The organism is Paraburkholderia sp. FW306-2-2C-D06C, from assembly GCF_058781505.1.
The window spans coordinates 101,149-126,214 of sequence record NZ_JBYSWU010000004.1 but is presented as its reverse complement, the minus strand read 5'-3'; the positions used below and the strand labels follow the sequence as shown (position 1 = coordinate 126,214).

21 protein-coding genes and 1 pseudogene are annotated in these 25,066 nt (G+C 63.5%); 8 read left to right on the top strand and 14 right to left on the bottom strand.

Annotation, left to right across the window (positions count from 1 at the left end; all coding sequences use genetic code 11):
* Positions 1-7: 7 nt before the first annotated feature.
* From AC3WLT_RS04635 to AC3WLT_RS04620, 4 genes are all read left to right on the top strand, one after another.
* Positions 8-1,012, top strand: a complete 1,005-nt coding sequence (locus AC3WLT_RS04635; RefSeq protein WP_492590741.1) for an arabinose ABC transporter substrate-binding protein — start codon at positions 8-10, stop codon at positions 1,010-1,012.
* An 86-nt stretch (positions 1,013-1,098) separates the two neighbouring features.
* Positions 1,099-2,655: an L-arabinose ABC transporter ATP-binding protein AraG gene (gene araG, locus AC3WLT_RS04630; protein ID WP_492590740.1), complete on the top strand. Its 1,557-nt coding sequence runs from the start codon at positions 1,099-1,101 to the stop codon at positions 2,653-2,655.
* Positions 2,656-2,709: 54 nt separating this feature from the next.
* The gene (araH, locus tag AC3WLT_RS04625; RefSeq protein ID WP_492590739.1) at positions 2,710-3,714 is read left to right on the top strand and encodes an L-arabinose ABC transporter permease AraH; all 1,005 of its coding nucleotides are present in this window, start codon (positions 2,710-2,712) and stop codon (positions 3,712-3,714) included.
* Between the two features lie 53 nt (positions 3,715-3,767).
* Positions 3,768-5,501 carry an IlvD/Edd family dehydratase gene (locus AC3WLT_RS04620; protein ID WP_492590738.1) on the top strand — a complete coding sequence of 578 codons (1,734 nt, stop codon included), beginning with the start codon at positions 3,768-3,770 and terminating at the stop codon, positions 5,499-5,501.
* Between the two features lie 255 nt (positions 5,502-5,756).
* Here AC3WLT_RS04620 and sap1 read toward each other — a convergent pair whose 3' ends face one another.
* On the bottom strand, positions 5,757-6,095 hold the full coding sequence (gene sap1, locus AC3WLT_RS04615; RefSeq protein WP_492590737.1) for a surface attachment protein Sap1: 339 nt from the start codon (positions 6,093-6,095) through the stop codon (positions 5,757-5,759).
* Positions 6,096-6,535: 440 nt separating this feature from the next.
* Positions 6,536-7,078, bottom strand: a complete 543-nt coding sequence (gene speG / locus AC3WLT_RS04610; protein WP_492590736.1) for a spermidine N1-acetyltransferase — start codon at positions 7,076-7,078, stop codon at positions 6,536-6,538.
* Between the two features lie 267 nt (positions 7,079-7,345).
* Here speG and AC3WLT_RS04605 point away from each other — a divergent pair, with 267 nt between their 5' ends.
* Entirely contained in the window at positions 7,346-7,525 is a 180-nt protein-coding gene (locus tag AC3WLT_RS04605) for a hypothetical protein (protein ID WP_492590735.1), read from the top strand.
* An 8-nt stretch (positions 7,526-7,533) separates the two neighbouring features.
* On the opposite strand, the gene AC3WLT_RS04600 is transcribed toward AC3WLT_RS04605, so the two are convergent.
* Together AC3WLT_RS04600 and AC3WLT_RS04595 are read right to left on the bottom strand one after the other, a co-directional pair.
* Entirely contained in the window at positions 7,534-7,962 is a 429-nt protein-coding gene (locus AC3WLT_RS04600; RefSeq protein ID WP_492590734.1) for an HIT family protein, read from the bottom strand.
* Between the two features lie 149 nt (positions 7,963-8,111).
* Positions 8,112-8,489, bottom strand: a pseudogene (locus AC3WLT_RS04595) (Lrp/AsnC family transcriptional regulator); the annotation flags it as partial.
* A 184-nt stretch (positions 8,490-8,673) separates the two neighbouring features.
* Here AC3WLT_RS04595 and mdeB point away from each other — a divergent pair.
* Complete coding sequence (gene mdeB / locus AC3WLT_RS04590; RefSeq protein WP_492590733.1) at positions 8,674-11,427, top strand: alpha-ketoglutarate dehydrogenase; 2,754 nt, start codon at positions 8,674-8,676, stop codon at positions 11,425-11,427.
* Between the two features lie 87 nt (positions 11,428-11,514).
* Here the strand turns inward: mdeB and AC3WLT_RS04585 are convergent, their stop codons facing one another.
* The 7 genes from AC3WLT_RS04585 to AC3WLT_RS04555 all read right to left on the bottom strand — a co-directional run bounded on the left by AC3WLT_RS04585 (position 11,515) and on the right by AC3WLT_RS04555 (position 20,298).
* Complete coding sequence (locus AC3WLT_RS04585) at positions 11,515-12,624, bottom strand: diguanylate cyclase (RefSeq protein WP_492590732.1); 1,110 nt, start codon at positions 12,622-12,624, stop codon at positions 11,515-11,517.
* 61 nt (positions 12,625-12,685) lie between these two features.
* Complete coding sequence (locus AC3WLT_RS04580; protein ID WP_492590731.1) at positions 12,686-13,702, bottom strand: chemotaxis response regulator protein-glutamate methylesterase; 1,017 nt, start codon at positions 13,700-13,702, stop codon at positions 12,686-12,688.
* Positions 13,703-13,708: 6 nt separating this feature from the next.
* Positions 13,709-16,063 carry a hybrid sensor histidine kinase/response regulator gene (locus tag AC3WLT_RS04575; RefSeq protein ID WP_492590730.1) on the bottom strand — a complete coding sequence of 785 codons (2,355 nt, stop codon included), beginning with the start codon at positions 16,061-16,063 and terminating at the stop codon, positions 13,709-13,711.
* Positions 16,060-16,758 carry a chemotaxis protein CheW gene (locus AC3WLT_RS04570; protein ID WP_492590729.1) on the bottom strand — a complete coding sequence of 233 codons (699 nt, stop codon included), beginning with the start codon at positions 16,756-16,758 and terminating at the stop codon, positions 16,060-16,062. The genes AC3WLT_RS04575 and AC3WLT_RS04570 overlap by 4 nt, the downstream gene beginning before the upstream one ends.
* Entirely contained in the window at positions 16,751-18,157 is a 1,407-nt protein-coding gene (locus tag AC3WLT_RS04565) for a CheR family methyltransferase (protein ID WP_492590728.1), read from the bottom strand. The genes AC3WLT_RS04570 and AC3WLT_RS04565 overlap by 8 nt, the downstream gene beginning before the upstream one ends.
* Positions 18,154-18,615, bottom strand: a complete 462-nt coding sequence (locus AC3WLT_RS04560; RefSeq protein WP_492590727.1) for a chemotaxis protein CheW — start codon at positions 18,613-18,615, stop codon at positions 18,154-18,156. Before AC3WLT_RS04560 ends, AC3WLT_RS04565 begins: the two co-directional genes overlap by 4 nt.
* A gap of 57 nt (positions 18,616-18,672) precedes the next feature.
* Positions 18,673-20,298, bottom strand: coding sequence for a methyl-accepting chemotaxis protein (locus AC3WLT_RS04555; RefSeq protein ID WP_492590822.1), 1,626 nt, complete (start codon positions 20,296-20,298; stop codon positions 18,673-18,675).
* 319 nt (positions 20,299-20,617) lie between these two features.
* On the opposite strand from AC3WLT_RS04555, the gene AC3WLT_RS04550 reads away from it, so the two are divergent.
* Positions 20,618-20,947, top strand: coding sequence for an ecotin precursor (locus AC3WLT_RS04550; protein WP_492590726.1), 330 nt, complete (start codon positions 20,618-20,620; stop codon positions 20,945-20,947).
* A 95-nt stretch (positions 20,948-21,042) separates the two neighbouring features.
* Here AC3WLT_RS04550 and AC3WLT_RS04545 read toward each other — a convergent pair whose 3' ends face one another.
* The 3 genes from AC3WLT_RS04545 to mnmE form a co-directional block, all read right to left on the bottom strand.
* Entirely contained in the window at positions 21,043-21,204 is a 162-nt protein-coding gene (locus AC3WLT_RS04545) for a hypothetical protein (protein ID WP_492590725.1), read from the bottom strand.
* Between the two features lie 247 nt (positions 21,205-21,451).
* Positions 21,452-22,666, bottom strand: a complete 1,215-nt coding sequence (locus AC3WLT_RS04540; RefSeq protein WP_492590724.1) for a tyrosine-type recombinase/integrase — start codon at positions 22,664-22,666, stop codon at positions 21,452-21,454.
* Positions 22,667-22,840: 174 nt separating this feature from the next.
* Entirely contained in the window at positions 22,841-24,241 is a 1,401-nt protein-coding gene (gene mnmE, locus AC3WLT_RS04535) for a tRNA uridine-5-carboxymethylaminomethyl(34) synthesis GTPase MnmE (RefSeq protein ID WP_492590723.1), read from the bottom strand.
* Positions 24,242-24,591: 350 nt separating this feature from the next.
* Here mnmE and AC3WLT_RS04530 point away from each other — a divergent pair, with 350 nt between their 5' ends.
* Positions 24,592-25,008: an XRE family transcriptional regulator gene (locus tag AC3WLT_RS04530; RefSeq protein ID WP_492590722.1), complete on the top strand. Its 417-nt coding sequence runs from the start codon at positions 24,592-24,594 to the stop codon at positions 25,006-25,008.
* Positions 25,009-25,066 lie beyond the last annotated feature (58 nt).

Below are 25,066 nucleotides of genomic sequence, written 5' to 3'. Positions count from 1 at the left end.
GACAGACATGACCAGCAAGCTTCGCCGTTTGACGCTATCCGCGATGGCCGCCGCCGCCCTCGCCGCGCCCTTTGCCGCGCAACTTTCCGCGCACGCGGATCAGCCGCTCAAAGTCGGCTTTCTCGTGAAGATGCCGGAACAGGCGTGGTTCATCAACGAACAGAAGGCCGCCACCGCGCTCGGCCAGCAGGATGGCTTCTCGGTGGTCAACATCGGCACGCCGGACGGCGAAAAAGTGCTGGCTGCCATCGACAACCTCGGCGCGCAAGGCGCCAAAGGCTTCGTGATCTGCGCGCCGGACGTGCGCCTCGGACCGGCGATTCAGGCGCGCGCGAAGCGCTACAACATGAAGTTCGTCACCGTCGACGATCAACTGGTCGACTCGACTGGCAAGCCGCTGCCCAACGTGCCGCATCTCGGCATGTCCGCGTTCAAGATCGGCAACCAGGTCGGCACGGCGATTTCCGATGAAATGAAGCGTCGCGGCTGGAAACCGGAAGAAGTCGGCGCGCTGCGCATCACGAACTACGAACTGCCGACCGCGAAATTGCGCACCGACGGCGCGACGCAAACGCTGCTCGCCGGCGGCTTCAAGAAGGAAAACATCTTCGACGCGCCGCAAAAGACCACCGATGACGAAGGCGGTTTCAACGCGTCGTCGCCGGTGCTCGCGCAGCACCCGAACATCAAGAAGTGGGTGATCTTCGCGCTCAACGAGGAGAGCGTGCTGGGCGGCGTGCGCGCGACCGAGCAACTGCACATTCCGGCAGCGGACGTGATCGGCGTCGGCATCAACGGCGCGGGCGAAGCGTTCGCCGAGTTCCAGAAGAAGGAACCGACGGGCTTCTACGGCACGATCGCCGTGAGCTCGACGATGCACGGCAAGGAGAGCACGGAGAACCTCGTCGAGTGGATCAAGGGCGGCAAGCAGCCGCCGGCCGATACGCAGACCACCGGCAAGCTGATGGTGCGCGGCAACTGGCAGGACGTGCGTAAAGAGCTCGGGATTTAAGCGGGCTTCGCGTCCGCACGTTGCGGGCCGAAGCGCGCTCACGCGAGATCGGCCCGCACGGCTTGTCCACCAGCTAGAGGCTTTCGATGACGGTTTCCCACACTGACGAAGCGGCGCTTTCCGCGCAAGCGCCCTCGCCCGCGTTCGCTTCTGCGTCCGCCGATCCGTACCTGCGGCTCGACGGCATCACCGTGCGCTTTCCCGGCGTACTCGCGCTCGACCAGGTATCGCTCGAAGTGCGCCGCGGCGAAGTGCACGGCTTGATGGGCGAAAACGGCGCCGGCAAATCGACGCTGCTCAAGGTGCTCTCCGGCGTGAACCAGCCGGCGGCGGGTACGTTGTCGCTCGATGGCGTCGAGCAGCAGTTCATCACCACCAAAGCGGCCATCGCGGCGGGCGTCGCGATCATCTATCAGGAACTGCATCTGGTGCCGGAGCTGACGGTCGCGGAAAACCTGATGCTCGGCGCCCTGCCCAATCGTTTCGGCGTGCTGGACGAGAAGGCGCTGATTGCTCGCGCAGTGCGCGAACTGGAGCGGCTCGGTGAAAAAATCGATCCGGCGCAGCAGGTGAAAAATCTGTCGATCGGTCAGCGGCAGATGATCGAAATCGGCAAGGCGCTGATGCGCGACGCACGCGTGATTGCGTTCGACGAACCGACCAGCTCGTTGTCGTCGCGTGAGACCGCGCAGTTGTTCCGGATCATTCGCGCGCTGAAGGCCGAGGGCCGCGCGATCATCTACGTGACGCATCGGATGGATGAAGTCTACGAACTGTGCGACCGCGTGACGGTGTTTCGCGACGGCCGCCGCATCGATACGTTCGACGCGGGTGCCGGACTCGATCGCGACCGATTGATCAGCTGCATGGTGGGCCGCTCGATCGCCGACGTGTACGGCTACCGCTCGCGCGATATCGGTGACGTGCAACTCGACGTCAAAGGCGTGATGGGGCGCGGCCTGCGCGAACCGGCTTCGTTTGCGGCGCGTAAAGGTGAAATCCTCGGCTTCTTCGGACTGGTCGGCGCGGGCCGTTCGGAGTTGATGAAGCTGATCTACGGCGCTGTGAAACCGACCGCCGGCGAGATCACGCTCAAAGGCAAGCGCATGCGCTTCACCACACCGCGCGACGCGGTGCGCGCGGGCGTCGCGTTATGTCCTGAGGACCGCAAGCAGGAAGGCATCGTGTCGATCGCCTCCGTTTCGGACAACCTCAACATCAGTTGCCGCCGCCACTTCAGCCGCTTCAACGTGCTCAACGGCCGCAAGGAAGCGCAGACCGCGAAGGAGTTCATCGCCAAGCTCGCGATCAAGACGCGCAACGGCGAGACGCCGATCGGCACGCTCTCCGGCGGCAATCAGCAGAAGGTGATTCTGTCGCGCTGGCTCGCCGAGGACATCGACGTGTTCCTGATGGACGAACCCACGCGCGGCATCGACGTCGGCGCGCGCAGCGAGATTTACGGCCTGCTGTATGGACTTGCCGAAGCGGGCCGCACGGTGATCGTCGTGTCGAGCGATCTGGCTGAAGTGATCGGCGTAGCGGATCGCGTGATCGTGATGAAGGAAGGCCGCATTGTCGGCGATCTGCCGAAGGCGCAGGCCACGCCCGACGCATTGATCAAGCTCGCGCTGCCGCGTTGATGCGGGCACCGGGATACACAGAGACACCGCGCCATTGAAAACGGAATAGACATCATGCACACACCCTCCACCGACTCCTCTACTCCAGCCGTCGCTCATGCGGGCCTGAGCGCACGCGCGGCGCGTACATGGGATCTGATCAACAAGTCCGGCATCGTGATGGTGTTCATCATCCTGTTCGCGGTCTTGTCATTCGCCGTACCCGATTTCCTGAGCTCGCGAAATATCCAGGGCCTGCTGCTGTCCGTCACGCTGATCGGTTCGATCTCCGTGACGATGATGTTCGTGCTCGCGTTGGGCGAAGTGGATCTGTCGGTCGCGTCGATCGTCGCGTTTGCGGGCGTGGTCGCATCCACCCTGATCACCGCGACGCATAGCGTGCTGCTCGGCGTGGCAGCCGGCGTGCTGGCAGGCGGTGCGGTCGGACTCGTGAACGGCGTGCTGGTCGCGCGCTACAGGATCAACTCGCTGATCGTCACGCTCGCGATGATGGAAGTCGTGCGCGGGCTCGCGTTCATCACGTCGAACGGCGACGCGGTGATGATTTCCGAAGAGCGTTTCTTCGACCTCGGCGGCGGCTCGTTCCTCGGCATTTCGTATCCGATCTGGAGCAACATCGTCGGCTTCGTGCTGTTCGGTTTTCTGCTGAAGAAGACCGTGTTCGGCAAGAACGTGCTCGCCGTCGGCGGCAATAGCGAGGCGGCGCTGCTCGCGGGCCTGCCGGTCACGCGCATCAAGATCACCGTGTTCGTATTGCAAGGGCTCGTCACGGGCTTCGCCGGCGTGATGCTTGCGTCGCGCATGAGTCTGGGCGACCCGAAGACTTCCGTCGGGCTTGAACTCGGCGTGATTTCCGCGTGCGTGCTCGGCGGCGTCTCGCTGACGGGCGGTGTCGCGACGATTTCCGGTGTGCTGGTCGGCGTACTGATCATGGGCTCCGTGCAGGACGCCATGAGCCTGCTGAACGTGCCGACCTTCTATCAATACCTGATTCGCGGCGGGATTCTGCTGCTCGCGGTGCTGTTCGATCAGTTCCGCCGCAGCAAGCGCGTGCACTGACGCGCGCCCCGGGCTAGGCGCCCCCCTCTACATGCTTGCCAACAGGAGATTTCATGGCTGATTCGAACCAGACTAAAAAGCCGCTGCGCAGCCAGGCGTGGTTCGGCCTCAAGGACCGCGACGGCTTTCTGCATCGCTCGTGGATGAAAAACCAGGGCATTCCGCACGACGAATTCGACGGACGTCCGGTGATCGGCATCTGTAATACGTGGTCCGAACTAACGCCTTGCAACGCGCACTTTCGCGAACTCGCCGAGTACGTAAAAAAAGGCGTGCACGAAGCCGGCGGTTTGCCGCTGGAGTTTCCGGTGATGTCGCTCGGCGAAACCAATTTGCGGCCTACCGCGATGCTGTTTCGCAACCTCGCTTCGATGGACGTCGAGGAGTCGATTCGCGGCAACCCGATGGACGGCGTGATTCTGCTGGTGGGCTGCGACAAGACCACGCCGGCACTGCTGATGGGCGCGGCGTCGTGCAATTTGCCGTCGCTCGCGGTGTCGGGCGGGCCGATGCTCAACGGCCGGTTCCGCGGCAAACATATCGGCTCGGGCACGGGCGTCTGGCAAATGTCGGAGGAAGTGCGCGCCGGTTCGATGACGCAGGAGGAATTCACCGAAGCCGAGTCATGCATGAACCGCTCGCGCGGCCACTGCATGACCATGGGCACGGCGTCGACGATGGCCTCGATGGTCGAATCGCTCGGCATGGGTTTGCCGCACAACGCGGCGATCCCCGCAGTCGACGCACGCCGGCAAGTGCTCGCGCATCTCGCGGGCCGGCGCATCGTCGAGATGGTTCGCGAAGATCTGACGATGGACAAGATCCTCACGCGCCAGGCGTTCGAAAACGCGATCCGAACGAACGCGGCGATCGGCGGCTCGACCAACGCGGTCGTGCATCTGATCGCATTGGCGAAGCGCATTGGCGTCGAGCTTGCGCTGGAAGATTGGGAGTTGGGATCGAACGTGCCGTGTCTGGTCAATCTGCAACCGTCGGGCGAGTACCTGATGGAGGACTTTTACTACGCGGGCGGTTTGCCCGCGGTGCTCAAGCAACTCGGCGAGCAAGGGCTGCTGCATCGCGAGGCGCTGACCGTCAACGGCAAGACGATCTGGGACAACGTGCGCAACGCACCGAACCACGACGAGAAGGTCATCACGACGTTCGCCGAGCCATTCAAGCCGAAGGCGGGCATTGCAGTGCTGAGGGGCAACCTCGCGCCGAACGGCGCGGTGATCAAACCGTCGGCGGCCACCCAGCATCTGCTTAAGCATCGCGGACGCGCGGTGGTGTTCGAGAACATCGAGGAATTGCACGCGAAGATCGACGACGAAGCGCTCGAGATCGACGAGCACTGCATCATGGTGCTCAAGGGCGCGGGGCCAAAGGGCTATCCGGGTTTTGCGGAAGTCGGCAATATGCCGCTGCCGAAGAAGGTGCTGCAAAAAGGCATCACGGACATGGTGCGCATTTCCGACGGGCGCATGAGCGGCACGGCATACGGCGCGGTGGTGCTGCACGTGTCGCCGGAAGCGGCGGCAGGCGGGCCGCTCGCGTTCGTGCAGACCGGCGACATGATCGAGCTCGATGTCGAAGCGCGCCGCCTGCATCTGGATGTCCCGGAAGCCGAACTGGCGCGCCGGCGCGCCGCGTGGCAGGCGCCGGAAGCGCCCACGCGCGGCTACTACAAGCTCTACGTCGAGCACGTGCTGCAAGCGGATCAAGGCGCGGATCTCGACTTCCTGGTGGGATCGAGTGGTGCGCCGGTGCCGCGCGATTCACATTGATCGACGTTTGTGTTGTTCCTGCGCTTTGCGAGAAGGCGTGCTGCCGATGCGGACCGAAAATCCGCATCGGTTTTTTTAATTCGCTTCAGCAATCCGGGCAATCTGGATCGAGCCGCAAATTAGAGCCGCAAATAAAAACGGCCGGGCGATTTACCCAGCCGTTTTTTTAACTCACAGATTCACCACCTCCGGCTTTTACAGTCAGAGGATTTTCCAGCATACACTGGGTCCGGCGTTTCACCGGAGTGCGTAAGCTTATTGCTTGATGAACCGGTCGTTAGCCCAGAGGCCTTGCGTATCGCTATTAGCGGAATTCACGAATTCGACGTCATGGCCGACTACGCGCACCACGCGGAAACTCGAATTTTCCGGCGTTGAAATGCACTGGTATCCGGAGAAGAATTCCTGCATCTTTTGCTGTTCACCGGCTTGCGCATGCTGATCGGCGGCGTCGAGTTTATCCTTCGACAGACAGCCATACGCATTGGCCTTGAACTGGATGGTTTGCTGCGGCTTGACGACAACGTCTTGCGCTTGAACGGATGCGGCAGCCAAACCCGCAATGGCGAAAAGAAGGGCGATTCGTAATTTCATATTTCCTCCGGTGCGGGTTGATTACTCAGGTTAGCTATGTATTTAACTTTAACGTCGAACCCGCATCTCGCACTTTAGGAGAACACGAGCGAACGACAAGCACATCTTGTGTGCGGTCGCAACAGCGGCGAATTGTCGCACCTGCTGCCGCAGCCCGTTAGCCGTCGGGCGAAGGCTTGAATACGCAGGATTGAAACGGATAACTAAAAGACGGGCGGGGCGCGCCGCTTTAACCGGTAAAGCTTTACGGTTCGTATTCGCGTAAACACGCAGCGACAATTAAGCGACTTAATACAATCAGGAAGTGCGATTGGTGCATTGCACACAAAGTCATTCGACCGACTAAAGGAAAATCGCGAAATAACGGTGTATGTGCAGAAGATAAACGGTGCCAGCTCTATCGGCCGGCGCGCCGGCGCGCGCCCTTGCGAAGCAGCGGGTCAATCGCCGCGTTGATTGGTCTCGAAGAACTCGGACTGAAACATGCACATGCGCAAGGCGTTGTGATAACGGCCATTGCCGAAAAACTCTTCGATCAGCTCGGCCTCGTGCTTGAAACCGCACTTCTCGTAAACGTGAATGGCGGCCGTATTCGACTTGTCGACGATCAGATAGATCTTGCGCAGATTCAGCACTGAAAACGCATAGTCGATCGCGAGCCGCGTGGCGAGGGTCGCATAACCGCGGCCCTGCGCATGCGGTGCGATGATGATCTGGAACTCGCCGCGCCGGTGGATGTAGTCCAGTTCGATCAGCTCCACGACGCCGATGGTTTCGCCGGCGTTGTCGATCGCGACGAAGCGCCGTTCGCGTTGATCGTGCACGTGCTGGTCGTACAGTTGGGTCAGCTCGGAGAACGTTTCGTACGGCTCCTCGAACCAGTAACGCATGATTTTCGCGTTGTTGTTCACTTCGTGGACAAAACGCAGATCGGCTCGCTCGAGCGGGCGTAACGTGAGTTCGCTGCTGCGTTCGATAGTCATTGGATTCCCCTTGAGAATATTTGCTTTGAACAGGCGGCCTGGAGGCACGCGTTTCTGTTAGTCCGAGCGCAGCGCAGGGAGTTCTTGCAACGCGCGCAGGCGGCGCTGCGCGTTTTTTGCAAAGCGCGAGACGGCGCGCGGATTCGGCAAGAGCAGGGCGTCGCATTGTCGCAGGCGGGTTACCGCAAATTTATGAGCGGTGCGGCACGGTGTGGGCACGCATGCTGCTCTACAATGAAATCATGCTTTTGCGGTCAGGAGGCTACCGTGATCGAGCAACTGATTCTGGGCGCATTTCTGGTTGTGCCGCTCGTGATTGTCGCGTTCCTTTTCTCTGACGAATTGTGGCAAGAGCATCGACATCAGCAGGAGTTGCGGCCAACGCATTTACGGCCTCGCCGTATCGACTGGCGGCATCCGTTGCGCCGCACGCGGCATCGTCCTTGAGCCGTCGCTCAATCCGCGCGCCAATGCTCGCGAATGCGCCTGGCAAGCGCTTCGAGCGTGGCGGCGTCGGCGACGTCGCGCGCGTGCATGCGCAGCGGCTGTCCCTCCCAGCGCGGAATCACATGAAAGTGCACGTGCGGCACGGTTTGTCCCGCGGCGCTGCCGTTGAACTGTCCGATGAACATGCCGTCCGGGCGCAAGGCCTTGCGTAGCGCGATTGCCAGTTTCTGCGACATCCGCATGCAAGCGACCACCGACGCATCCGACAACTCGAAAATTTCCACCGCCGCTTCCTTCGGCACGACCAGCACGTGACCGTCGGCTTGCGGCATCAGGTCCATGAAGGCGAGCGCCGCGTCGGTTTCCGCGACCTTGATGCAGGGTAGTTCGCCACGCAGAATCCTTGCGAAGGGATTGCTGTCGTCGTAGGTCTTCATCACGCGTCCTCGCTGGTTACCGGTTCAAATCGGCGTTGTGCCGCCGTCGCCGATATTGTCCACCAGATCTGTTACAGCGCACGCGCCGCGCGTTTGATCGCCTGCGGCGGCTGGCCGGCCGCGCGCTACACACGCGGTGCCTCAGCGGCTTAACGCCAGTCGGTCGCGACGTCGTCGGGATCGACCAGCGTCAGTCCCGACGACGGCAGCGGCAGCGCCGTTTTATAGCGCACCTGTTTCAAGGCAAAGCTGGAGCGGATGTTCGAGATGCCAGGAATCTTCGTCAGATGATCGACGATGAAGCGCTCCAGCGTCTGCATATCCGGCATGACGACGCGCAGCAGATAGTCGGCGTCGCCCGTCATCAGATAGCACTCCATCACCTCGGGGCGCTCCGAAATCGCCTGCTCGAAACGCTGCAGCGCGTCTTCCACCTGCTTTTCCAGACTCACCTGAATGAACACGTTGATGCGCAGCCCAAGCGGCTCCGGATTCAGCAGTGTGACCTGCTGCTTGAACAGCCCAAGCTTTTGAGCCGTCTGGGTGGCGTGGTGGTCATAGATGAAATATTCCGTGAGAGACGCGAAATTCGGAATAAGTAGCCTATCTCAGCGCGGGATCACAAGCAATTGAGACGCTCATTTTGCGCATGGATGGGTACCATTATTTCACTCGATTTCGAACCGAATGCCTCCATGCGGGAGTGGCGCCATGACGGATTTGTCCAGCGGTAGCGAGCAGTTGCGGTCTCTGAATGTTCAGGGTGGGGAGCGCGTGGAGCGTGAGGACGCCGATCCGCAGGAAACCGCCGAATGGCTGGAGGCGCTGGACGCGGTAGTCGCGCACGTGGGCCGCGAGCGCGCGCAGTTTCTGTTCGACAAGCTCGCGGAGCATGCGCTGTCGCTGGGCGTGGAATCGGCGCGGATCAACGTCACGCCGTACCAGAACACGATCCCGTTCGGGCAGCAACCGCGTTATCCGGGCAATCTCGAACTCGAAGAGCGTCTCGCCGCCGCGCTGCGCTGGAATGCACTGGCGATGGTGGTGCGCGCGAATCAGGCGTATGGCGAACTCGGCGGGCATATCGCGAGCTATGCGTCGGCGGCGGATCTGTTCGAGGTCGGTTTCAACCATTTTTTCCGGGCCGCGGCGCCGGGCGGAGAGGAGGGCACAGGCGACCTCGTGTACTTTCAGCCGCATTCGTCGCCGGGCGTGTACGCGCGGGCCTATCTCGAAGGCTTTTTGAGCGAGCAGCACCTGCAACACTATCGTCGCGAGATTGCCGGACCGGGGCTGTGCTCGTATCCGCATCCGTGGCTGATGCCGGACTTCTGGCAGTTCCCGACCGGCTCGATGGGCATTGGCCCGATCAACGCGATTTACCAGGCGCGCTTCATGCGCTACCTCGCCAACCGCAGCCTTGCGCAAACGGACGGCCGCAAGGTGTGGGGCTTCTTCGGCGACGGCGAAATGGACGAGCCGGAGTCGACCGGCGCGCTGTCGCTGGCCGCCCGCGAGGGGCTCGATAACCTCGTGTTCGTGATCAACTGCAACTTGCAGCGCCTGGATGGCCCGGTGCGCAGCAACGGCCGCATCATCGACGAACTCGAGGCGCATTTCATCGGCGCCGGCTGGAATGTGATCAAGGTGATCTGGGGCTCGGACTGGGACCCGCTGTTTTCACGCGACCGCACCGGCGCGTTGCTGCGCGCGTTCGCGCACACCGTCGACGGGCAGTTCCAGACCTTTTCGGCGAACGACGGCGCGTACAACCGCGAACGCTTCTTCGGCCAGAATCCGGAGCTCGCGGCGCTCGCCGCGCAGTTGAGCGACGACGACATCGACCGCTTGCGCCGTGGCGGTCACGACGTGCGCAAGCTGCACGCGGCGTATGCGAAGGCGCTGGCGCATCGCGGCCAGCCGACGGTGATCCTCGCGAAGACGATGAAGGGCTTCGGCATGGGCGCGGCAGGCCAGGGCCGCATGATCACGCACCAGCAAAAGAAACTCGGCTTCGACGACCTCAAGGCGTTTCGCGACCGCTTCCGCCTGCCGCTCACGGATGAGGACGTCGAACAGGTGAAGTTTTACAAGCCAGCGGACGACAGCCCAGAGATGCAATACCTGCATGCTCGCCGGGCTGCCTTGGGAGGCTATCTGCCCAGAAGGCGGAGAGTTGCATCGAAGGGGCTGATCGTCCCGCCGATGTCCTCCTGGGGACAATTCGCGCTGGACTCGAACGGCCGCGAGATGTCCACGACGATGGCGCTCGTGCGCATGCTGACCGCGCTGCTCAAGGACAACGAAGTGGGGCCGCGCGTGGTGCCGATCGTCGCCGATGAGGCGCGTACCTTCGGCATGGCGAACATGTTCCGTCAGGTCGGCATCTATTCGCCGCTCGGGCAGCTGTACGAGCCGGAGGACCTCGGCTCGATGCTCTATTACCGTGAAGACACCAAAGGGCAGATTCTCGAAGAGGGAATTTCCGAAGCAGGCGCGGTGTCGTCGTGGATTGCGGTGGCCACGTCGTACAGCGTGCACGACCTGCCGATGCTGCCGTTCTACATCTACTACTCGATGTTCGGCTTCCAGCGCATCGGCGACCTGATCTGGGCCGCGGCGGATCAGCGCGCACGCGGTTTCCTGATCGGCGCGACCTCGGGCAAAACGACGCTCGGCGGCGAGGGTTTGCAGCATCAGGACGGCACGAGCCATCTGGCGGCATCGACGATTCCGAACTGCCGCGCCTACGATCCTGCGTTCGCGTATGAAGTCGCGGCGATCGTCGACGAGGGCATGCGCGAGATGGTCGAACAGCAGCGCGACGTGTTCTATTACGTGACGGTGATGAACGAGAACTACGCGCAACCTTCGGTGCCTGGTGGCGATCCGCAGGCGCTGCGCGAGGGCATCCTGAAGGGGATCTATTCGCTGGGTACTCAGGTGCAGACGCAAACACAAGCGGTGCAAGCGGCGCAGGTCCAGTTGCTGGGCGCGGGCGCGATCCTCGGCGAAGTCATCGCCGCACAACGGGCGCTGAAGGACGACTGGCAGATCGAAGCCGCGGTGTGGAGCGTCACCAGCTTCACCGAGTTGCAGCGCGACGGTATGGAGTCTGAGCGCCTCGCGCGTCACGGCGAGACGACGGAGGCGCCGTATGTGACGAAAGCACTCGGAGCGTCCCAAGGTCCGATAATCGCCGCAACCGACTATGTCCGCGCGGTGCCCGAACTGATCCGCGCCTATATACCGCGCCGCTACGTGACGCTCGGCACTGACGGCTTCGGCCGCAGCGACACGCGCCAGGCATTGCGCGAGTTCTTCGAAGTGGACCGCACGGCGATCGTGATCGCGGCGTTGAAAGCACTGGTGGACGAAGGCGCGCTCGAAGCCGGCGCGCTCGCCGAGGCGCGCCGGAAGTATCGCGGCGACGCTCCCGCAGGCGCAGCTTCATGGCAATGCTGACGCAACCCCGCGGCAAATGAAAACGCGCCCGGCAAGATGTCCGGGCGCGTGGCTATCCAGTGGCGCTTGACCTTGGTGTTCAGCGAATCAATCGCTCACCGCCACCTGATTCTTCCCGTCCCGCTTGGCGCGATACAGCCCGACGTCGGCGGCTTCGATCAGCGTCGTCACGGGTTCGGACGCGGACGGCAGGATCAACGCCGCGCCGATGCTGATCGTCACGACGCCGCTCGCCGAGCCTGCATGCGGGATCTGCAGCCCCTCGATCGCGAGGCGGATCTTTTCGGCCAGCAAACGCAAGCCACCCAACGACGTGCCCGGCACCACGACCGCAAACTCCTCGCCGCCGAATCGCGCCGCGAGATCCGACGAGCGTCCGAGACAGGACTCGACCGTGTGCGCGACCTGCTTGAGGACTTCGTCGCCGGCGACGTGCCCGTAGGTGTCGTTGTACGCCTTGAAGTTATCCACGTCGATCATCAGAAAGCCGAGGCCGGCCTGATCGCGTGTGCCGCGACGCCATTCGGCGGCCAGATACTGATCGAGGTAACGGCGGTTCGACAGGCCCGTCAAGCCGTCCGAATGCGTGAGCCGCTGCAATTCCAGATTGGTCGCGAGCAACTGCTGTTGCGACTGGCGCAGCGCCTTATACGCCTCGTCGCGTTGCAAGAGGTTCAGATACGAGCGCGAGTGATAGCGAATCCGCGCGATCAACTCGATGCGGTCCGGCAGCTTCACCAGATAGTCGTTGGCGCCGGCCGCGAACGCCGCGCTTTTCACGAGCGGCTCTTCCTTGGTCGACAACACGATGATCGGAATGTCGCGCGTCGGCGGATTCTGCCGGTATTGCCGCACGAGCGTGAGGCCGTCGGTACCGGGCATGACGAGATCCTGCAGGATCACCGTCGCGCGGGTTTCCTCGGCACACTGCACGGCCTCTTCGGGTGCCGCGCAGTAGTGGAAATCGACGCTCTCTTCACCGGCCAGCGCCTGACGGATCGCCTCGGCGATGATCGCCTGGTCGTCGACCAGCAGCACCATGATCGGGCACTCGGCCGCAGGCGGATAGGCCAGGATGCGGGCCAACGCGTCGTCGACTGCGCGGTTCGGCGCGTCCACCGAGTGCGCCTGCGCGTTCGCGTCGTCTTCTGCGAGGCCTGGCGCGGTGGCGTCCTGATGCGGTTTGCGAGTGTCCATGATGGTCACCAGATGAATGTGTCAGTCAATCGAAGCGGCGCTCGGCATAGGGTGAACGCAGCTATTGCGCGGCGACCGCGGCGGCCAGCGCCGAGGCAATACGTGGCAAGGGCAGGATCGCGACGGCCGCGTCGAGCGCCGCAGCCGCCTTCGGCATGCCGTAGACGGCGCTGGTCGCCTCGTCCTGGGCGATCGTGTGATAGCCCTTGGTGCGCATGGCCTTGAGCCCGATTGCGCCGTCGCGGCCCATGCCGGTCAGCAGCAGACCGATGGCCCGCGCCGGCCAGCGCGTCACCACGCTATGAAAGAACACGTCGACGGAAGGCCGATAAGGGGTCTCTTCCGGCACATGCGTATAGCCGAGCACATTGGGCAGTTTCAGGTGCAGATGATCGTCGGTGGCGGCGAGCAGCACGACGCCCGCTTGCGGCCGGTCGCCTTCGCGGGCGATGCGCACCGGCAACGCCGACTGCTGGTTCAGCCAGTCAGCCATGCCGGCGGCAAACGCCGCGTCGACGTGCTGCACGATCACGGTGGCCGCGGCGAAATCCTTCGGCAAACCGGCAAGCAACGTGGCCAGTGCGGCCGGCCCGCCGGCCGACGCACCGATCGCGACCAGCGGCGTGTCGCGATTCGTCCCGTTCTTAGGCCCTGATGCAGCCGCTGCGCCTGGCGCGATGCGCTCCGTGACCAATGCGGCGATGCTGTCGATCTTCGCGATCAGCATCGCGATGCTCTTGTTCGCGTCCGGTCCGCTCAGCGACGGCGTATCGACCGCGTCGAGCGCGCCCGCGCCCATTGCTTCGTAGACGCGCCACGCGTTCGCGCCCACGTCGACGGTCACGATCAGGATCGCGCACGGCGAGCGCGCCATGATGCGGCGCGTGGCCTCGATGCCGTCCACGTTCGGCATCACGAGGTCCATCAGCACGATGTCGGGCCGCTGCGCGGCGCAGAAGTCGACCGCCTGCTGGCCGTCCTGCGCGACCCACGACACTTCGTAGTCGTGGCGCACCGCGAGCGCGCGGCGCAGGGCCTCGACGGCAAGCGGCAAGTCATTGACGATTCCGATCTTCATCCCTTTTTACCCGTAGGCCTCGCCAATCAAATCACGCACTGCGTCGAGCAGTGCTTCGTCATGAAAACTGCCTTTCGCCAGATAGTAATCCGCGCCGGCGTTCAGACCGGCGCGGCGGTCCTCTTCACGATCCTTGTACGAGACGATCATCACCGGCAGCGCCTGCAGTTGCGGATCACGCTTGATGAGCGTGACGAGTTCGATGCCGTCCATCCGCGGCATGTCGATGTCGGTAATGACGAGGTCGAAGCGTTCGCTGCGCACCGCATTCCAGCCGTCCACGCCGTCGACGGCGATCGTCACGTCGTAGCCGCGCGTGGCCAGCAACTTGCGTTCCAGCTCGCGCACGGTGAGCGAATCGTCGACCACCAGCACGCGCCGCGTGACGCGCTGCGCGGTGTGCGCCGCGCCGTGCTGCGCGTGTTGCAGATCGCCGCCGGCGACGAGTTTTTCAACCGAGCGCAGCCAGTCGTCGACATCGGCGATCAGAACTGGATCGCCGTTTTCCATCAACGCGCCGGCGGTGATGTTCCTGATCTTGCCGAGGCGCGCGTCGAGCGGTTGCACGACCAGCATCCGTTCGCCGAGAAAACGGTCGACCACCACGCCGTAAGTCTGCGCGCCGTCGCCGATTACGATCACGCTGACGGTGTCGGTTTCGTTGGCGGGCAGCGTGGTGTCGAGGATCTGATGCGCGGTGACGACGCCGATGCGGCGGCCGTCGAAGGCGATGTGCTGATGGCCCTCGAGCAATTCGATCTCCGCGCGGCTCACGTGCAGCGTGCGGTTCACGTGCGCGAGCGGCACCGCGTACGGCTCGCCCGCGACTTCGACCAGCAGGCTGCGAATCACCGAGAGCGTGAGCGGCAATTGCAATTGCACGCGCGTGCCGAGGCCGGGCTCGTGCGTGATGCGCACCGCGCCGCGCACGCGCTTGACGACGTCGTGCACCGCGTCCAGACCGACGCCGCGGCCCGACACGTCGGTGACCTGGTCGCGCAACGAGAAGCCCGGCAGCAGGAGGAAGTCGAGCAACTCGGCGTCCGACAGACGCGCGGCCGTTTCCGCGCTCGCCAGCTTCTTGCGGATGATCGATGCGCGCAACGCGTCGAGATCGACGCCGGCGCCGTCGTCGGAAACGGTGATGAGCAGCGTGCCCGCGGTGTGGCGCGCGTCGAGCGTGAGCGTGCCTTCCTCCGGCTTGCCGCGCGCGACGCGCACGGCGGGCGCTTCGATGCCGTGGTCGATCGCGTTGCGCAGCATGTGGCCGAGCGGCGCTTCGAGCAGATCGAGGATGTCGCGGTCCACCTGGGTCGATTCGCCGACCAGTTGCAAGCGCACCTTCTTGCCGAGCGAACGCGCGACGTCGCGCACCATGCGCGCAAGACCGCCGGTGCCGTCGCCGAAGGGCCGCATCCGGCATTGCAAGGCGGCGTCGTAAAGCTGTTGCGACAGATGCGTCGAGCGGCGGTCAAAGCTCTCCAGATCGGCGAGACGTTCGGCGAGCAGATGCTGCGACTCCGCCGTCAGGCGGCGCAGTTCTTCGAGCGCGGCGTGCGCGCGCGGATCGAGTTGCAGGTCGGCGAGTGTTTCGTGCAGCTGATCCAGCGCGCGGTTGCTGTCGCGTTGGACACGTTTGACGCGCAGCATCGATTGCGCGAACGGTTTGAGCCAGCGCGATTCGACCAGCGATTCGCCGGACAGGGACAGCAGGCGGTCGAGGTTGTCGGCGCGCACGCGCAGCATGCGGCCGGGTTCGTTCACCGGGCCGGCGCCGTCGGCCGAGGCGAGCGTGGTGGCCGGCGTGACTTCAGCGGGTGGCGCTTCGGCGCGCAGGGCGTCGGCGAGCAGGTTGATCGCGATGTCATCGGCGACGGATGCGGCTGGCGGTTCGGGTGTTTCCAGAAGCAGTGAGACGGCCGGCGGCGGAACCTCGCGCCGCGTCGCTGCCCCTGCCGCCACCCCATGCGGCACGGTACCCGCCATGCGCGCCTGCAACGACGCCACGCACGCGCTGACCCCGTCGCGCGCCGATTCGTCTTCATCGTTGCCGATGCGCGCGACCAGATCGACGCCGCGCAGCAGTTCATCGATCCACGCGGCGTCGAGCAGGGCACGCCCTTCCTGGGCGGCGACGAAGCAGTCCTCCATTGCGTGCGCGAGTTCGACGCCGACCTGCACCCCGACGATGCGCGCCGCACCCTTCAGCGAATGGGCGGCGCGCATGCAGGCCTCCAGCGCCGCGGCGTCGCGCGGTGCGCGCTCGAGCGCGAGCAGGCCGTCGTTGAGCACGCGCGCCTGGGTCCGCGCTTCTTCGCGGAACAGATCGATCAGCGACGGGCGCCGTGGGTCGTCCGTCATCCGAGACTCCGGTTCAAGGTGTCGAACAGCGCGTCGGCGTCGAGCAGGCCGACCGTCATGCCGCGCCACGGCGCGACCGCGCGCGTATGCGCGGCGGCGGCGTGCGACAGCGTGGCGGGCGGCGGGCAGAATGTGGAGAGTGCGATCCGGTGCACGCCGTCGACCTGATCGACGGGATACACCGCGTGCTCTTCGGCGCGCGAGACCACCAGCAGGCGCGGCAGATCTTGACGCGCTTCGGGTCGCGCCTTTTGGTCGCGCGCGGCGGTGTCCGGCTCGAAACCGAGCAGACGCGCGAGCGACAGGCACACCAGTAGATCGCCCTGCACGTTCACGACGCCCAGCACCGCGCGATGCTGCCGGTGCGGCAGCGTATGAATCGGCCGCGTCTGCACGATGCGCTTGAAGATCGGCGTGGGCAGCGCGAGCCATTCGTCGCCGATGCGAAAGATCAGGAAACTTTCGGTCGCGCCTTGCGCGGTTTGCTGCGTGATTTGTCGAGTGAGCGCGCCGACGTCAAGCCGCGCGAGATCCACGAGCGGAATGGGGCGCTCCAGCAACCTGGCCGCCGCGGTTTCGAACACCGGGCAATTCAGGCAACGCACGTATTCGACAAGACGCTCGCACGACGAATCGCCGCGCACCCCGATGCGATTCCAGCAATCGTCGAACGGCACCGCGAGATCGTCAGCCACGTTGCGCTCCTTGTGCACGCGACGCACGTTGCATCAGCAGACGCGCGCCGGCGCGGTCGCCTTCGAGTTCGAGCAGCGTCGCCAGATGCGCCAAGGCTTCCGCATGCTGCGGATCGAGGTACAGCGCCTTGCGATAGTGGCCGCGCGCCTGGTTCGCATCGCCGTTGGCGTCGGCGAGGACGCCGAGCAGATAGAACGCGTCGGCGTGCGGCGCATGCTGTTCCAGGTAGACGGTGATCGCATGGGCGGCTTCGGTGAGGCGGCCGGCATCGGCCAGCGCGTGCGCGGCCTGCAACGTGTCGCGTGCGGCATTGGCGGGCGATGTGGTTTGCGGCGGCGTGAGATCGAGGGGCGGCGAACTGACCTTTCGCGGCTTGGGCGGCTTGGGCGTTTGCTGCGCGACGCCGTTGAACGGCGCGCGTGCAACCGGATCAGGCCATGCGAAAGGCTGCGCCGAAAACACCTGCACTGGCGCCAGCGCGGGAACGGGCACGGGCGAATGCGTCATCGCGAGAGCCGCGGCGGTGGCGAGCGGCGCGGTGTGCCAGGCGCCGCGCTGCGCTTCAGCGGGCGTAGCGCGATGGAAGGCGAACGCCAGCGGAATCTTCGCGGACTGCATGCCGTAGCGCATCAGCAGGCCGGTTTCGGACGGCCCGACGAATAGCGTGCCGTTTTCGGCGAGCACGCCGTTGAGCGCTTGCAGCGCTGTTTGCTGCGCCTCGCGGTCGAAGTAAATCAGCAAGTTGCGGCAGAACACGAAGTCGTAGACGCCGAGCGCCGATACGTCGAGTTGCATCAGATTCGCACGCGAAAAACGCACAGCTTCGACGATGCGCGGTGCGAGCTGCCAGCCGTCCTCGGTGCGCGCGAAGTGGGCGTCGCGAAACGGGAATGCGTTGCCGCGAAACGAGTTGCGCCCGTACACGGCGCGCTGCGCGACGGCGAGCGAGCGTTCGCTGATATCCATCGCGTCGATGCGCAGGTGCGCGCCGTCGATACCGGCGTCGAGCAGGGTCATCGCGATCGTGTACGGCTCTTCGCCGGTCGAGCACGGCAGGCTCAGGATGCGCAGCGGCATCCCCGTGCCGCGCTGATACAGGCGTTCATGCGCGAGTCGCGCAAGCGCCTTGAACGCGTCCGCGTCGCGGTAGAACCAGGTCTCCGGCACGATGACCGTTTCGATCAGCGCCTGCACCATCGCGGGTGATGCCTGCGCCGCTTCCCAGTAGTTGGCGAGCGTGGCGTCGGCGTGGCCGTCCGCGCACCAGGCGGCGGCGCGCAGATCGACCGCGCGCTCGATCGCGCTGTGGCCGACCGAGGCCGCGTCGAGCCCGATGGTTCGATGCAGCAGATCGGCGAAGCGCCGATAAAGCGGCGCGTTGTCGTGGTGCGCGTTCATGCGTGCGCCTCCGGAAACAGCAGCGCTTTGACGTCGTCGGGCAGCAGATGCTCGACGCGAATCCATTGCACCAGCGTGCCTGCTTCGCTCGCCACGGGGCCGAGATAGCGCGCGTGCGGCATGTCGATGCCGGCGTCGTGGAACGCCTCGGCATCGAGACGGATGGTGCGCGTCGCGCCTTCGAGCAGCAGCGCGAGCAGGCGCACCGTGCCCGCGTGCGGATAGCGCACCAGCACGACGCGGGTGGACATCAGCTGGGCGGCGGGGCGGCCGAGCGCGAGCGCCGGCAAGTCGATCACCGGCAGCGGCGCGCCTTCGTGCTCGAGCACGCCCGCGACCCACGGCGGCGCGCCGGGGATCGCCTTCGGCGGCTGCGGTGCGAGCGGCATCAGGCGCTCCACCTGCGTCGCGTCGATCACATAGCGTTCGCTATCGAGCGTGAAGAGGATGAAGAGCATCGGCGCGTGCGTGAGTGTGAGTGCGGGCGTTCGTGTCAATGAGCCCGCTGTGGCGCGTCAGGCTTGCACCTTGAAGCGCGACACGCCGGTGCGCAGGCTATTTGCGACGTGTGTCAGGTCGTCGATGGCCTGGGTCGACTGGCGCAACGACTCGGCCGTTTGCTGCGCGGCTTCCGACAGCTGCGTCAGCGCCTGGGTGATCTGCTCGGCGCCGGTGGCTTGCGTCTGCATGCCTTCGTTGACCATCGAGAAGCGCGGCGCGAGCGCCTGCACCTGCTGGATGATCTCCGTGAGATGGCCGCCGACGCTCTGCACGTCGAGCATGCCGCGCCGCACTTCCTCGGAGAACTTGTCCATGCCCATCACACCCGCGGCCACCGCCGACTGGATCTCCTTGACCATCTGTTCGATATCGTAGGTCGCCACCGCTGTCTGATCGGCGAGACGGCGGATTTCCGTCGCCACGACCGCGAAGCCGCGGCCATATTCGCCGGCTTTTTCCGCTTCGATCGCCGCATTCAGCGACAGCAGGTTGGTCTGGTCCGCAACCTTGGTGATGGTGGCGACGACCTGGTTGATGTTGCTGGCCTTCTCGTTGAGGATCGCAAGCTTCGCGTTGACCGAACCGGCCGCCTCCATCACGAGGCGCATGGTTTCCTCCATGCGCGTGAGACCGGCGTGACCGGTGCCCGCGAGCGCCGCCGACTGGCCGGCGACTTCGGAGACTTCGTTCATCGTGCGCAGCAGATCGCGCGAGGTCGCGAAGATTTCTCGGGAGGTCGCGCCGATCTCGGTGGTGGTCGCCGCGGTTTCGTTCGCCGTGGCTTGCTGCTCGCGGGCCGTCGCGGCGATTTCCGTGACCGACGTGGTGACCTGCACCGCCGACTTCTGCGCCTGGCCGACGAGAGCGGTCAGTTCGTCGGTCATCCGGTTGAAGCCGGCTTCGAGCGCGCCGATTTCGTCGGCGCGGTTCAGTTGCAGACGTTGCGTGAGATCGCCGGTGCGCATGATGTCGACGACTTGCAGCACCTTGGCCATCGGCGTGGTGACCGCGCGCAGCAGCCAGAGGCCTGCCAGCGCGGCAACGGCCGCGGCGACCAGCAGCATCACGAGCAGCACGATGCGGGTGGTCTCGACCGAGTTGCGGATGCTCTCGGCGGATTGGTCGGCGACGCTCTTGTTGTCGTCAACGATCTTGAGCACTGCCACCCGGCCGCTCTCCCAGATCGGCGTGAGTTGCGTGTTGAAGATGCGCCTGGCGTTCTCTTTCGAACCCGCCAGCGCATTCACCAGTGTGGTCTGGATGGACAGGAACTGCGTGTGCTGCTGCCGGAAATCGTTGAAGAGGTCGCGGTCGGTCTGGCGGAAGACAGTGGTGCTGTAGTCGTTGAGGAGCTTTTGAAGCGTCTGCTGGGTTTCGGTCAGACGCGCGGTGTCGCGCTTGACGGACTCGGCGTCCTCGTCCAGGTAGATGAGGCGCTGGGTGACCGTGTAGTTCTCGAGCCACGCTGTGCGCATCGCGGTCGCGTAGTAGAGGCCCGGCATGGAATCCTGCTGCTGACTCTTCGCGTCGCGGTCGATGCCGCCGAGCTGTTCGAAGGTGACGATTGCCATGGCCAGCATCACGATCAGCACGATGCCGAAGCTGCACAGAATCCGTTGCCGGATGGTCCACTGTTTCACGCGCACGCCCCTTACTTTCTTGGCTTGGTCTCGGCGCCCGCCCGCTTGTCGACGCTGCGCCTGTCGAAGCTGATTTGTCAGGTGAATTGGAGGATCGGAAAGCTTTGCATTCGTCAGATTTTCCTGACGGCTTATGCGGCGAATTCTACATTGATCGGGGGAATGGAGGTGGGTTGCGATGGTCTTGCAAAGGCGACAGCAACGGCTTTGAAGAGCGGTTTCAGCGTTACACCGGTAATTCCCCGTTACCACTTGCAGCATCTATTTCCGCGCGCGCCATACACAATCTGTTTCATGCCTAAACGGCGGGGAGTCAGACATGAAAAAGATTGCAGTGGCGTTGTTGATGGTCGGAAGTCTGAGTGTGACCGGACAAGCGTCGGCTCATGGCAATGGCGGCGATGTGGTCGGCGCGCTGATCGGCGGTGCATTGCTCGGCGCTGTGGTGACGTCCGCTTTGAATCCGGCGCCGGTGGTGGCTTACCAGCAGCCTGTCTACGCGCAACCGGTGTATCAACCGGCTCCTGTCTATGCGGGGCCGCCGCCGGGATACTGCTATGACCAGTACCAGCGTGCGTACGTCGCGTGCGGTGCGCCGCCGCCCGGACAGTACTATGGTTATCCGCAGGAGCCTCCGCCGGGGTGGTAAACAGGCGGATAGGTGGGGCGAGCCGGCGATGATAATCGCGCGCTACACAAAAAGGCCGTCGCGGCATGCGACGGCCTTTTTATTTCGTGCGGTGCTCAGTGTTTGTGATGCAACCATTCCGCATAGTGCGTATCGAGCCAGCGCTCCAGGCGTTCCGGCCTTGTCTTGTGGCTATAGTGCGACGCAGCCCAGATCGCAACGCCGACCATCAGCATCACCAGGGGTCCCAGCAAATAAGCCATCAACGATTCAGACATGGGAGCCTCCGTATCGGGTTGCGCGCATGCTTCAGTTTAGGCGATGAATGGCGAGAGAAAAGGGCGCTGTGCGTTGAAAGTGATGAGAGCGTGAACGCGTTGTTACCGACGCGATAGGAACCTAGTGGGGAGATAAATTTTCTTTTTTCTACAACACCTTGCATATGGTTTTTATGCCGCTGTGTACCAACCATCGAATGGGAACTGTCTTCGGTAAGGTGGGCAACGCCCTATCTGTCGGATGCCATCAGAACGGGCCTGTCCCTACATTTCGGCCGCCCTGGATCTGGGTATCGACGAAGTCTGCCCAGAGCTGCAAGATCCCGCGCCGCTCGGCGGCATCTTCCACGCCATTGACGCTTGCGGTGTCCTTGATCGTATGCGCCAAGGTCTTTTCGATCGCGCCTGATGGCTGTCCCAACTCGCGCAAATGTGTCGACGCGGTGCGCCGAAAGTCATGCAAAACGAAATGTTCCACGTCGAGTCCGAGTGCCTTGACGGCTTGATTGAGGGTGCTCTTCGCGATGGGCCGGTTGTCGCCCCTGACTGTCGGGAATACGAAATTTCGACTAGCCGTGCCGCCGCGCAACTCCCGAAGCATCGCAACCGCCTGGTGCGGGAGATACACGTCGTGGCCCCGGTCTTTCTTCATTCGCGCGGCCGGAATCGTCCAGAGCGCTGTGTCCAGGTCGAATTCGGACCACGTCGACTCGACGAGTTCGGACTTTCGAACCATCGTCAGCACCAGAAGATGCAAGGCTAGCTTCAGCGGTCTCCGGATACTCGATGCGTAAATCGAACGGAGCATCGTGCCGATTTCGTCTGGGGAGAGGACGCGGGTGCGGCTGTCCGATGTAGCTATGGAGCGAGCCGCAATGACCTGCGCGGGGTTTGTCGTCGCGAGTTGGCGGGCGATCAGATACTCATAGAGCCGCTTCACCACATTGCGCGTATGCAGCGCCATTTTTGGGGAGCCACGGCTTTTGATCGTGTCGCATATCGCGAGGATGTCGTCGGCAGTCACGGCTTTTATCGGCTTGCCGCCAATCGAGGGCAACACGTCCTTTTCCAGTGCCCGCCGCGTGGTGCGTTGATATTCTTCCGACTTGCCGGCCATCTCCGTCGCGAGATAGAGCTCCGCGCCCTCTCGCAGAACGTCCGCCTTGCTTTCCGCGCCACGGTCTCTGCGCGCCGTGGCCACCGGCGAGACGCCGCTTGCGACCATTTCGGCGTACTTTTGCGCCTTCGCGCGGGCGACCCGCAGCGAGATCATTCTGTAGTCGCCGATCGTGACGAGCGGCTGCCGCTTGCCGTTGAGCGAATAACGGAAACGCCAGACTTTTGTGCCGGTCGTCATGACTTCGATGACCAGGCCGTTGCCGTCGGCTACTGAATATCGGGTCGCGCGCGGTTCTAGCGCACGTATCTGAGTTTCGGTTAGGGGCGCGGCTAGTTTTGGCATTCTCGAATCGTTGACTCACGGACAGACGCGATTCTAAACCGTGTACCCGCTGTGTACCAAAGATTTGGGCTGTTTTTGGTCAACGAAGCTCGGTCGAACGTTTTCGGAAGTAGTGCGTGATGTGGCTTATATGCCAGTCCTATCGGGTTTGTCCCTGCAAAATTCGGAAACTCTCTACTTGCCGATACAGAACCTGCTGAAAATCACGCCGAGCAAGTCGTCCGAACTGAATTCACCGGTGATCGAGTTCAACTGGTCCTGTGCGAGACGCAGCTCTTCAGCGAAGAGATCCAGCGCCTGCGAGTTCTGATCGGCGTGTGCGGCGGCCGTCGCCAGATGCTCCTCTGCCTCGCGCAGCGCGATCAGATGCCGCTCGCGCGCGAGATACACGCTCTCCGCGCCGGCTTGCCAGCCGGCGATCCGCAAGAGTTCCTGGCGCAGCAGCGTGACGCCGTCGCCTTGTTTCGCCGACAGCCGCACCTCGCTCAGATCGACGTCTGCCGCCGTGCTGAGCGATTTCACCTCCGGCGCCAAATCAGTCAGATCGGTTTTGTTCAGCACCCGCACCACCGGCACGCCGCCCGGAAAGCGGCCGGCGATCGTCTCGTCTTCGGCGGTCATGCCGGTTCTTGCGTCGAGCAGATGCAGCACCACGTCCGCGCGTTCGATCTCGCTCCACGTGCGTGCGATGCCGATCTTCTCCACTTCGTCCTCGGTATCGCGCAGGCCGGCGGTGTCGATCACGTGCAGCGGAATGCCTTCGATCTGGATGGTCTGCGCGACCTTGTCGCGTGTCGTGCCGGCGATCGGCGTGACGATGGCCAGTTCCGCGCCGGCCAGCGCGTTCAGCAGCGACGACTTGCCGACATTCGGCTGCCCCGCGAGCACCACCGACAAGCCCTCACGCAGCAATGCCCCTTGCCGCGCTTCGCTCAGCACGTGCGCGAGCCGCTCGCGAATCCGCGCGAGCTTGCCGCGGGCATCCGCGGCTTCGAGGAAGTCGATTTCTTCTTCCGGGAAGTCGAGCGTCGCTTCGACCAGCATCCGCAGCGTGATCACCTCTTCGACCAACGCGTGAATGTCGCGCGAAAACGCGCCGTCGAGCGAACGCCCCGCCGAGCGCGCGGCGGCCTCGGTGCTGGCCTCGATCAGATCGGCAACGGCTTCGGCCTGCGCCAGATCCAGCTTGTCGTTGAGAAACGCGCGGCGCGTGAACTCGCCCGGCTCGGCCAGACGCAGACCGAACGCGCGGCCGGCGTCGATGCAACGCTGCAAGACCAGTTGCAGCACGACCGGGCCGCCGTGACCTTGCAGTTCGAGCACATGCTCCCCGGTGTAGGAGTGCGGCGCGGGAAAGTACAGCGCGATGCCGCGATCGAGCGCGTTGCCGCTGTCATCGAGGAACGGCACGTAGCTGGCGTGGCGCGGTGCGAGCGTCTGGCCGGTGAGCGCTTGCATCAGCGGCTGGGCCGCCGTTTCGGCTGCGCGGCCAAACGAAATCCGAACGACTCCGATACCTCCTCGGCCGGGCGCGGTGGCAATGGCGACAATCGGATCGGAATCGGTGGTGAGCATGGGAAGGAAGCTATCAGAAGAGATTGAAACGCCCGCCAGTGGGCGCCGGGCATTGTAACGCGGGCACTCGCGCGCGCACCTTCAAGGGCAAGGGACTCCTAAGGCTCTGCGCAGCTCATCAGACAAATAAGGATTTATCTCAAATAAGCTAAGATGGATTAAGACGCGCTGGCGACTCCTTGACGCGCATAAACCTCTGAAGTCCATGCTGCAGAAGGAAAAAGCGATATTCGACGAAATCGCGAAAAGCGTTATTTGATGGCCATTTCAGGCTAAAAATAGCCTATTTACGCTAAAGTATAGCGTGAACGGTTGTCCACTGATTATGCGCTGAATTGCACAATCGGGCCATGCCGACCTCCAAAGAAAAAGTAGCTTTCGCCAAACGGCTGAAAGACTCACTCCCTAAAGATATTAAGGGTGGGACAGATTTAGCCAGGAAATTCAATCTGCTCTATAGCAGCGGCCCCGCTGTCTCGCCGCAAACCGCCCACAAATGGCTCGCAGGGTCGACGATTCCGAAGCCCGATAAGTTGCAGGTTTTGGCCACCTGGTTGCAAAAGGATGTCCATTGGCTGCATTACGGGCCACCGCCTGTGGGCAAGGTCAAACCGCTCGCGCGCGGCGAGAAATATCCGCTGTCGCCTGAAATGATTGAGCTTGCTTCGAGGCTCGCGGGATTGCCGCCGCGTCAGCGAAATCTGGTCGAAGAAATGATCACCGAATTGTATGGCGGTGCTGACGATCAAATAGACGGCGAACCCTGAAGCCCAATAAAAAACCGCCCGGCGCGAACCGGGCGGCTTTTTTGCGGCTGGCTTTTCA

Bases quoted from the DNA above. Each gene is read 5' to 3' on its own strand.
- AC3WLT_RS04560 (WP_492590727.1), bottom strand. From the start codon at position 18,615: ATGCTCTTCATCCTCTTCACGCTCGATAGCGAACGCTATGTGATCGAC.
- AC3WLT_RS04635 (WP_492590741.1), top strand. From the start codon at position 8: ATGACCAGCAAGCTTCGCCGTTTGACGCTATCCGCGATGGCCGCCGCC.
- AC3WLT_RS04585 (WP_492590732.1), bottom strand. From the start codon at position 12,624: ATGGACACTCGCAAACCGCATCAGGACGCCACCGCGCCAGGCCTCGCA.
- AC3WLT_RS04530 (WP_492590722.1), top strand. From the start codon at position 24,592: ATGCCGACCTCCAAAGAAAAAGTAGCTTTCGCCAAACGGCTGAAAGAC.
- AC3WLT_RS04540 (WP_492590724.1), bottom strand. From the start codon at position 22,666: ATGCCAAAACTAGCCGCGCCCCTAACCGAAACTCAGATACGTGCGCTA.
- AC3WLT_RS04550 (WP_492590726.1), top strand. From the start codon at position 20,618: ATGAAAAAGATTGCAGTGGCGTTGTTGATGGTCGGAAGTCTGAGTGTG.
- araH (WP_492590739.1), top strand. From the start codon at position 2,710: ATGCACACACCCTCCACCGACTCCTCTACTCCAGCCGTCGCTCATGCG.
- mdeB (WP_492590733.1), top strand. From the start codon at position 8,674: ATGACGGATTTGTCCAGCGGTAGCGAGCAGTTGCGGTCTCTGAATGTT.
- AC3WLT_RS04545 (WP_492590725.1), bottom strand. From the start codon at position 21,204: ATGTCTGAATCGTTGATGGCTTATTTGCTGGGACCCCTGGTGATGCTG.
- AC3WLT_RS04620 (WP_492590738.1), top strand. From the start codon at position 3,768: ATGGCTGATTCGAACCAGACTAAAAAGCCGCTGCGCAGCCAGGCGTGG.
- sap1 (WP_492590737.1), bottom strand. From the start codon at position 6,095: ATGAAATTACGAATCGCCCTTCTTTTCGCCATTGCGGGTTTGGCTGCC.
- mnmE (WP_492590723.1), bottom strand. From the start codon at position 24,241: ATGCTCACCACCGATTCCGATCCGATTGTCGCCATTGCCACCGCGCCC.
- AC3WLT_RS04580 (WP_492590731.1), bottom strand. From the start codon at position 13,702: ATGAAGATCGGAATCGTCAATGACTTGCCGCTTGCCGTCGAGGCCCTG.
- speG (WP_492590736.1), bottom strand. From the start codon at position 7,078: ATGACTATCGAACGCAGCAGCGAACTCACGTTACGCCCGCTCGAGCGA.
- araG (WP_492590740.1), top strand. From the start codon at position 1,099: ATGACGGTTTCCCACACTGACGAAGCGGCGCTTTCCGCGCAAGCGCCC.
- AC3WLT_RS04575 (WP_492590730.1), bottom strand. From the start codon at position 16,063: ATGACGGACGACCCACGGCGCCCGTCGCTGATCGATCTGTTCCGCGAA.
- AC3WLT_RS04565 (WP_492590728.1), bottom strand. From the start codon at position 18,157: ATGAACGCGCACCACGACAACGCGCCGCTTTATCGGCGCTTCGCCGAT.
- AC3WLT_RS04600 (WP_492590734.1), bottom strand. From the start codon at position 7,962: ATGAAGACCTACGACGACAGCAATCCCTTCGCAAGGATTCTGCGTGGC.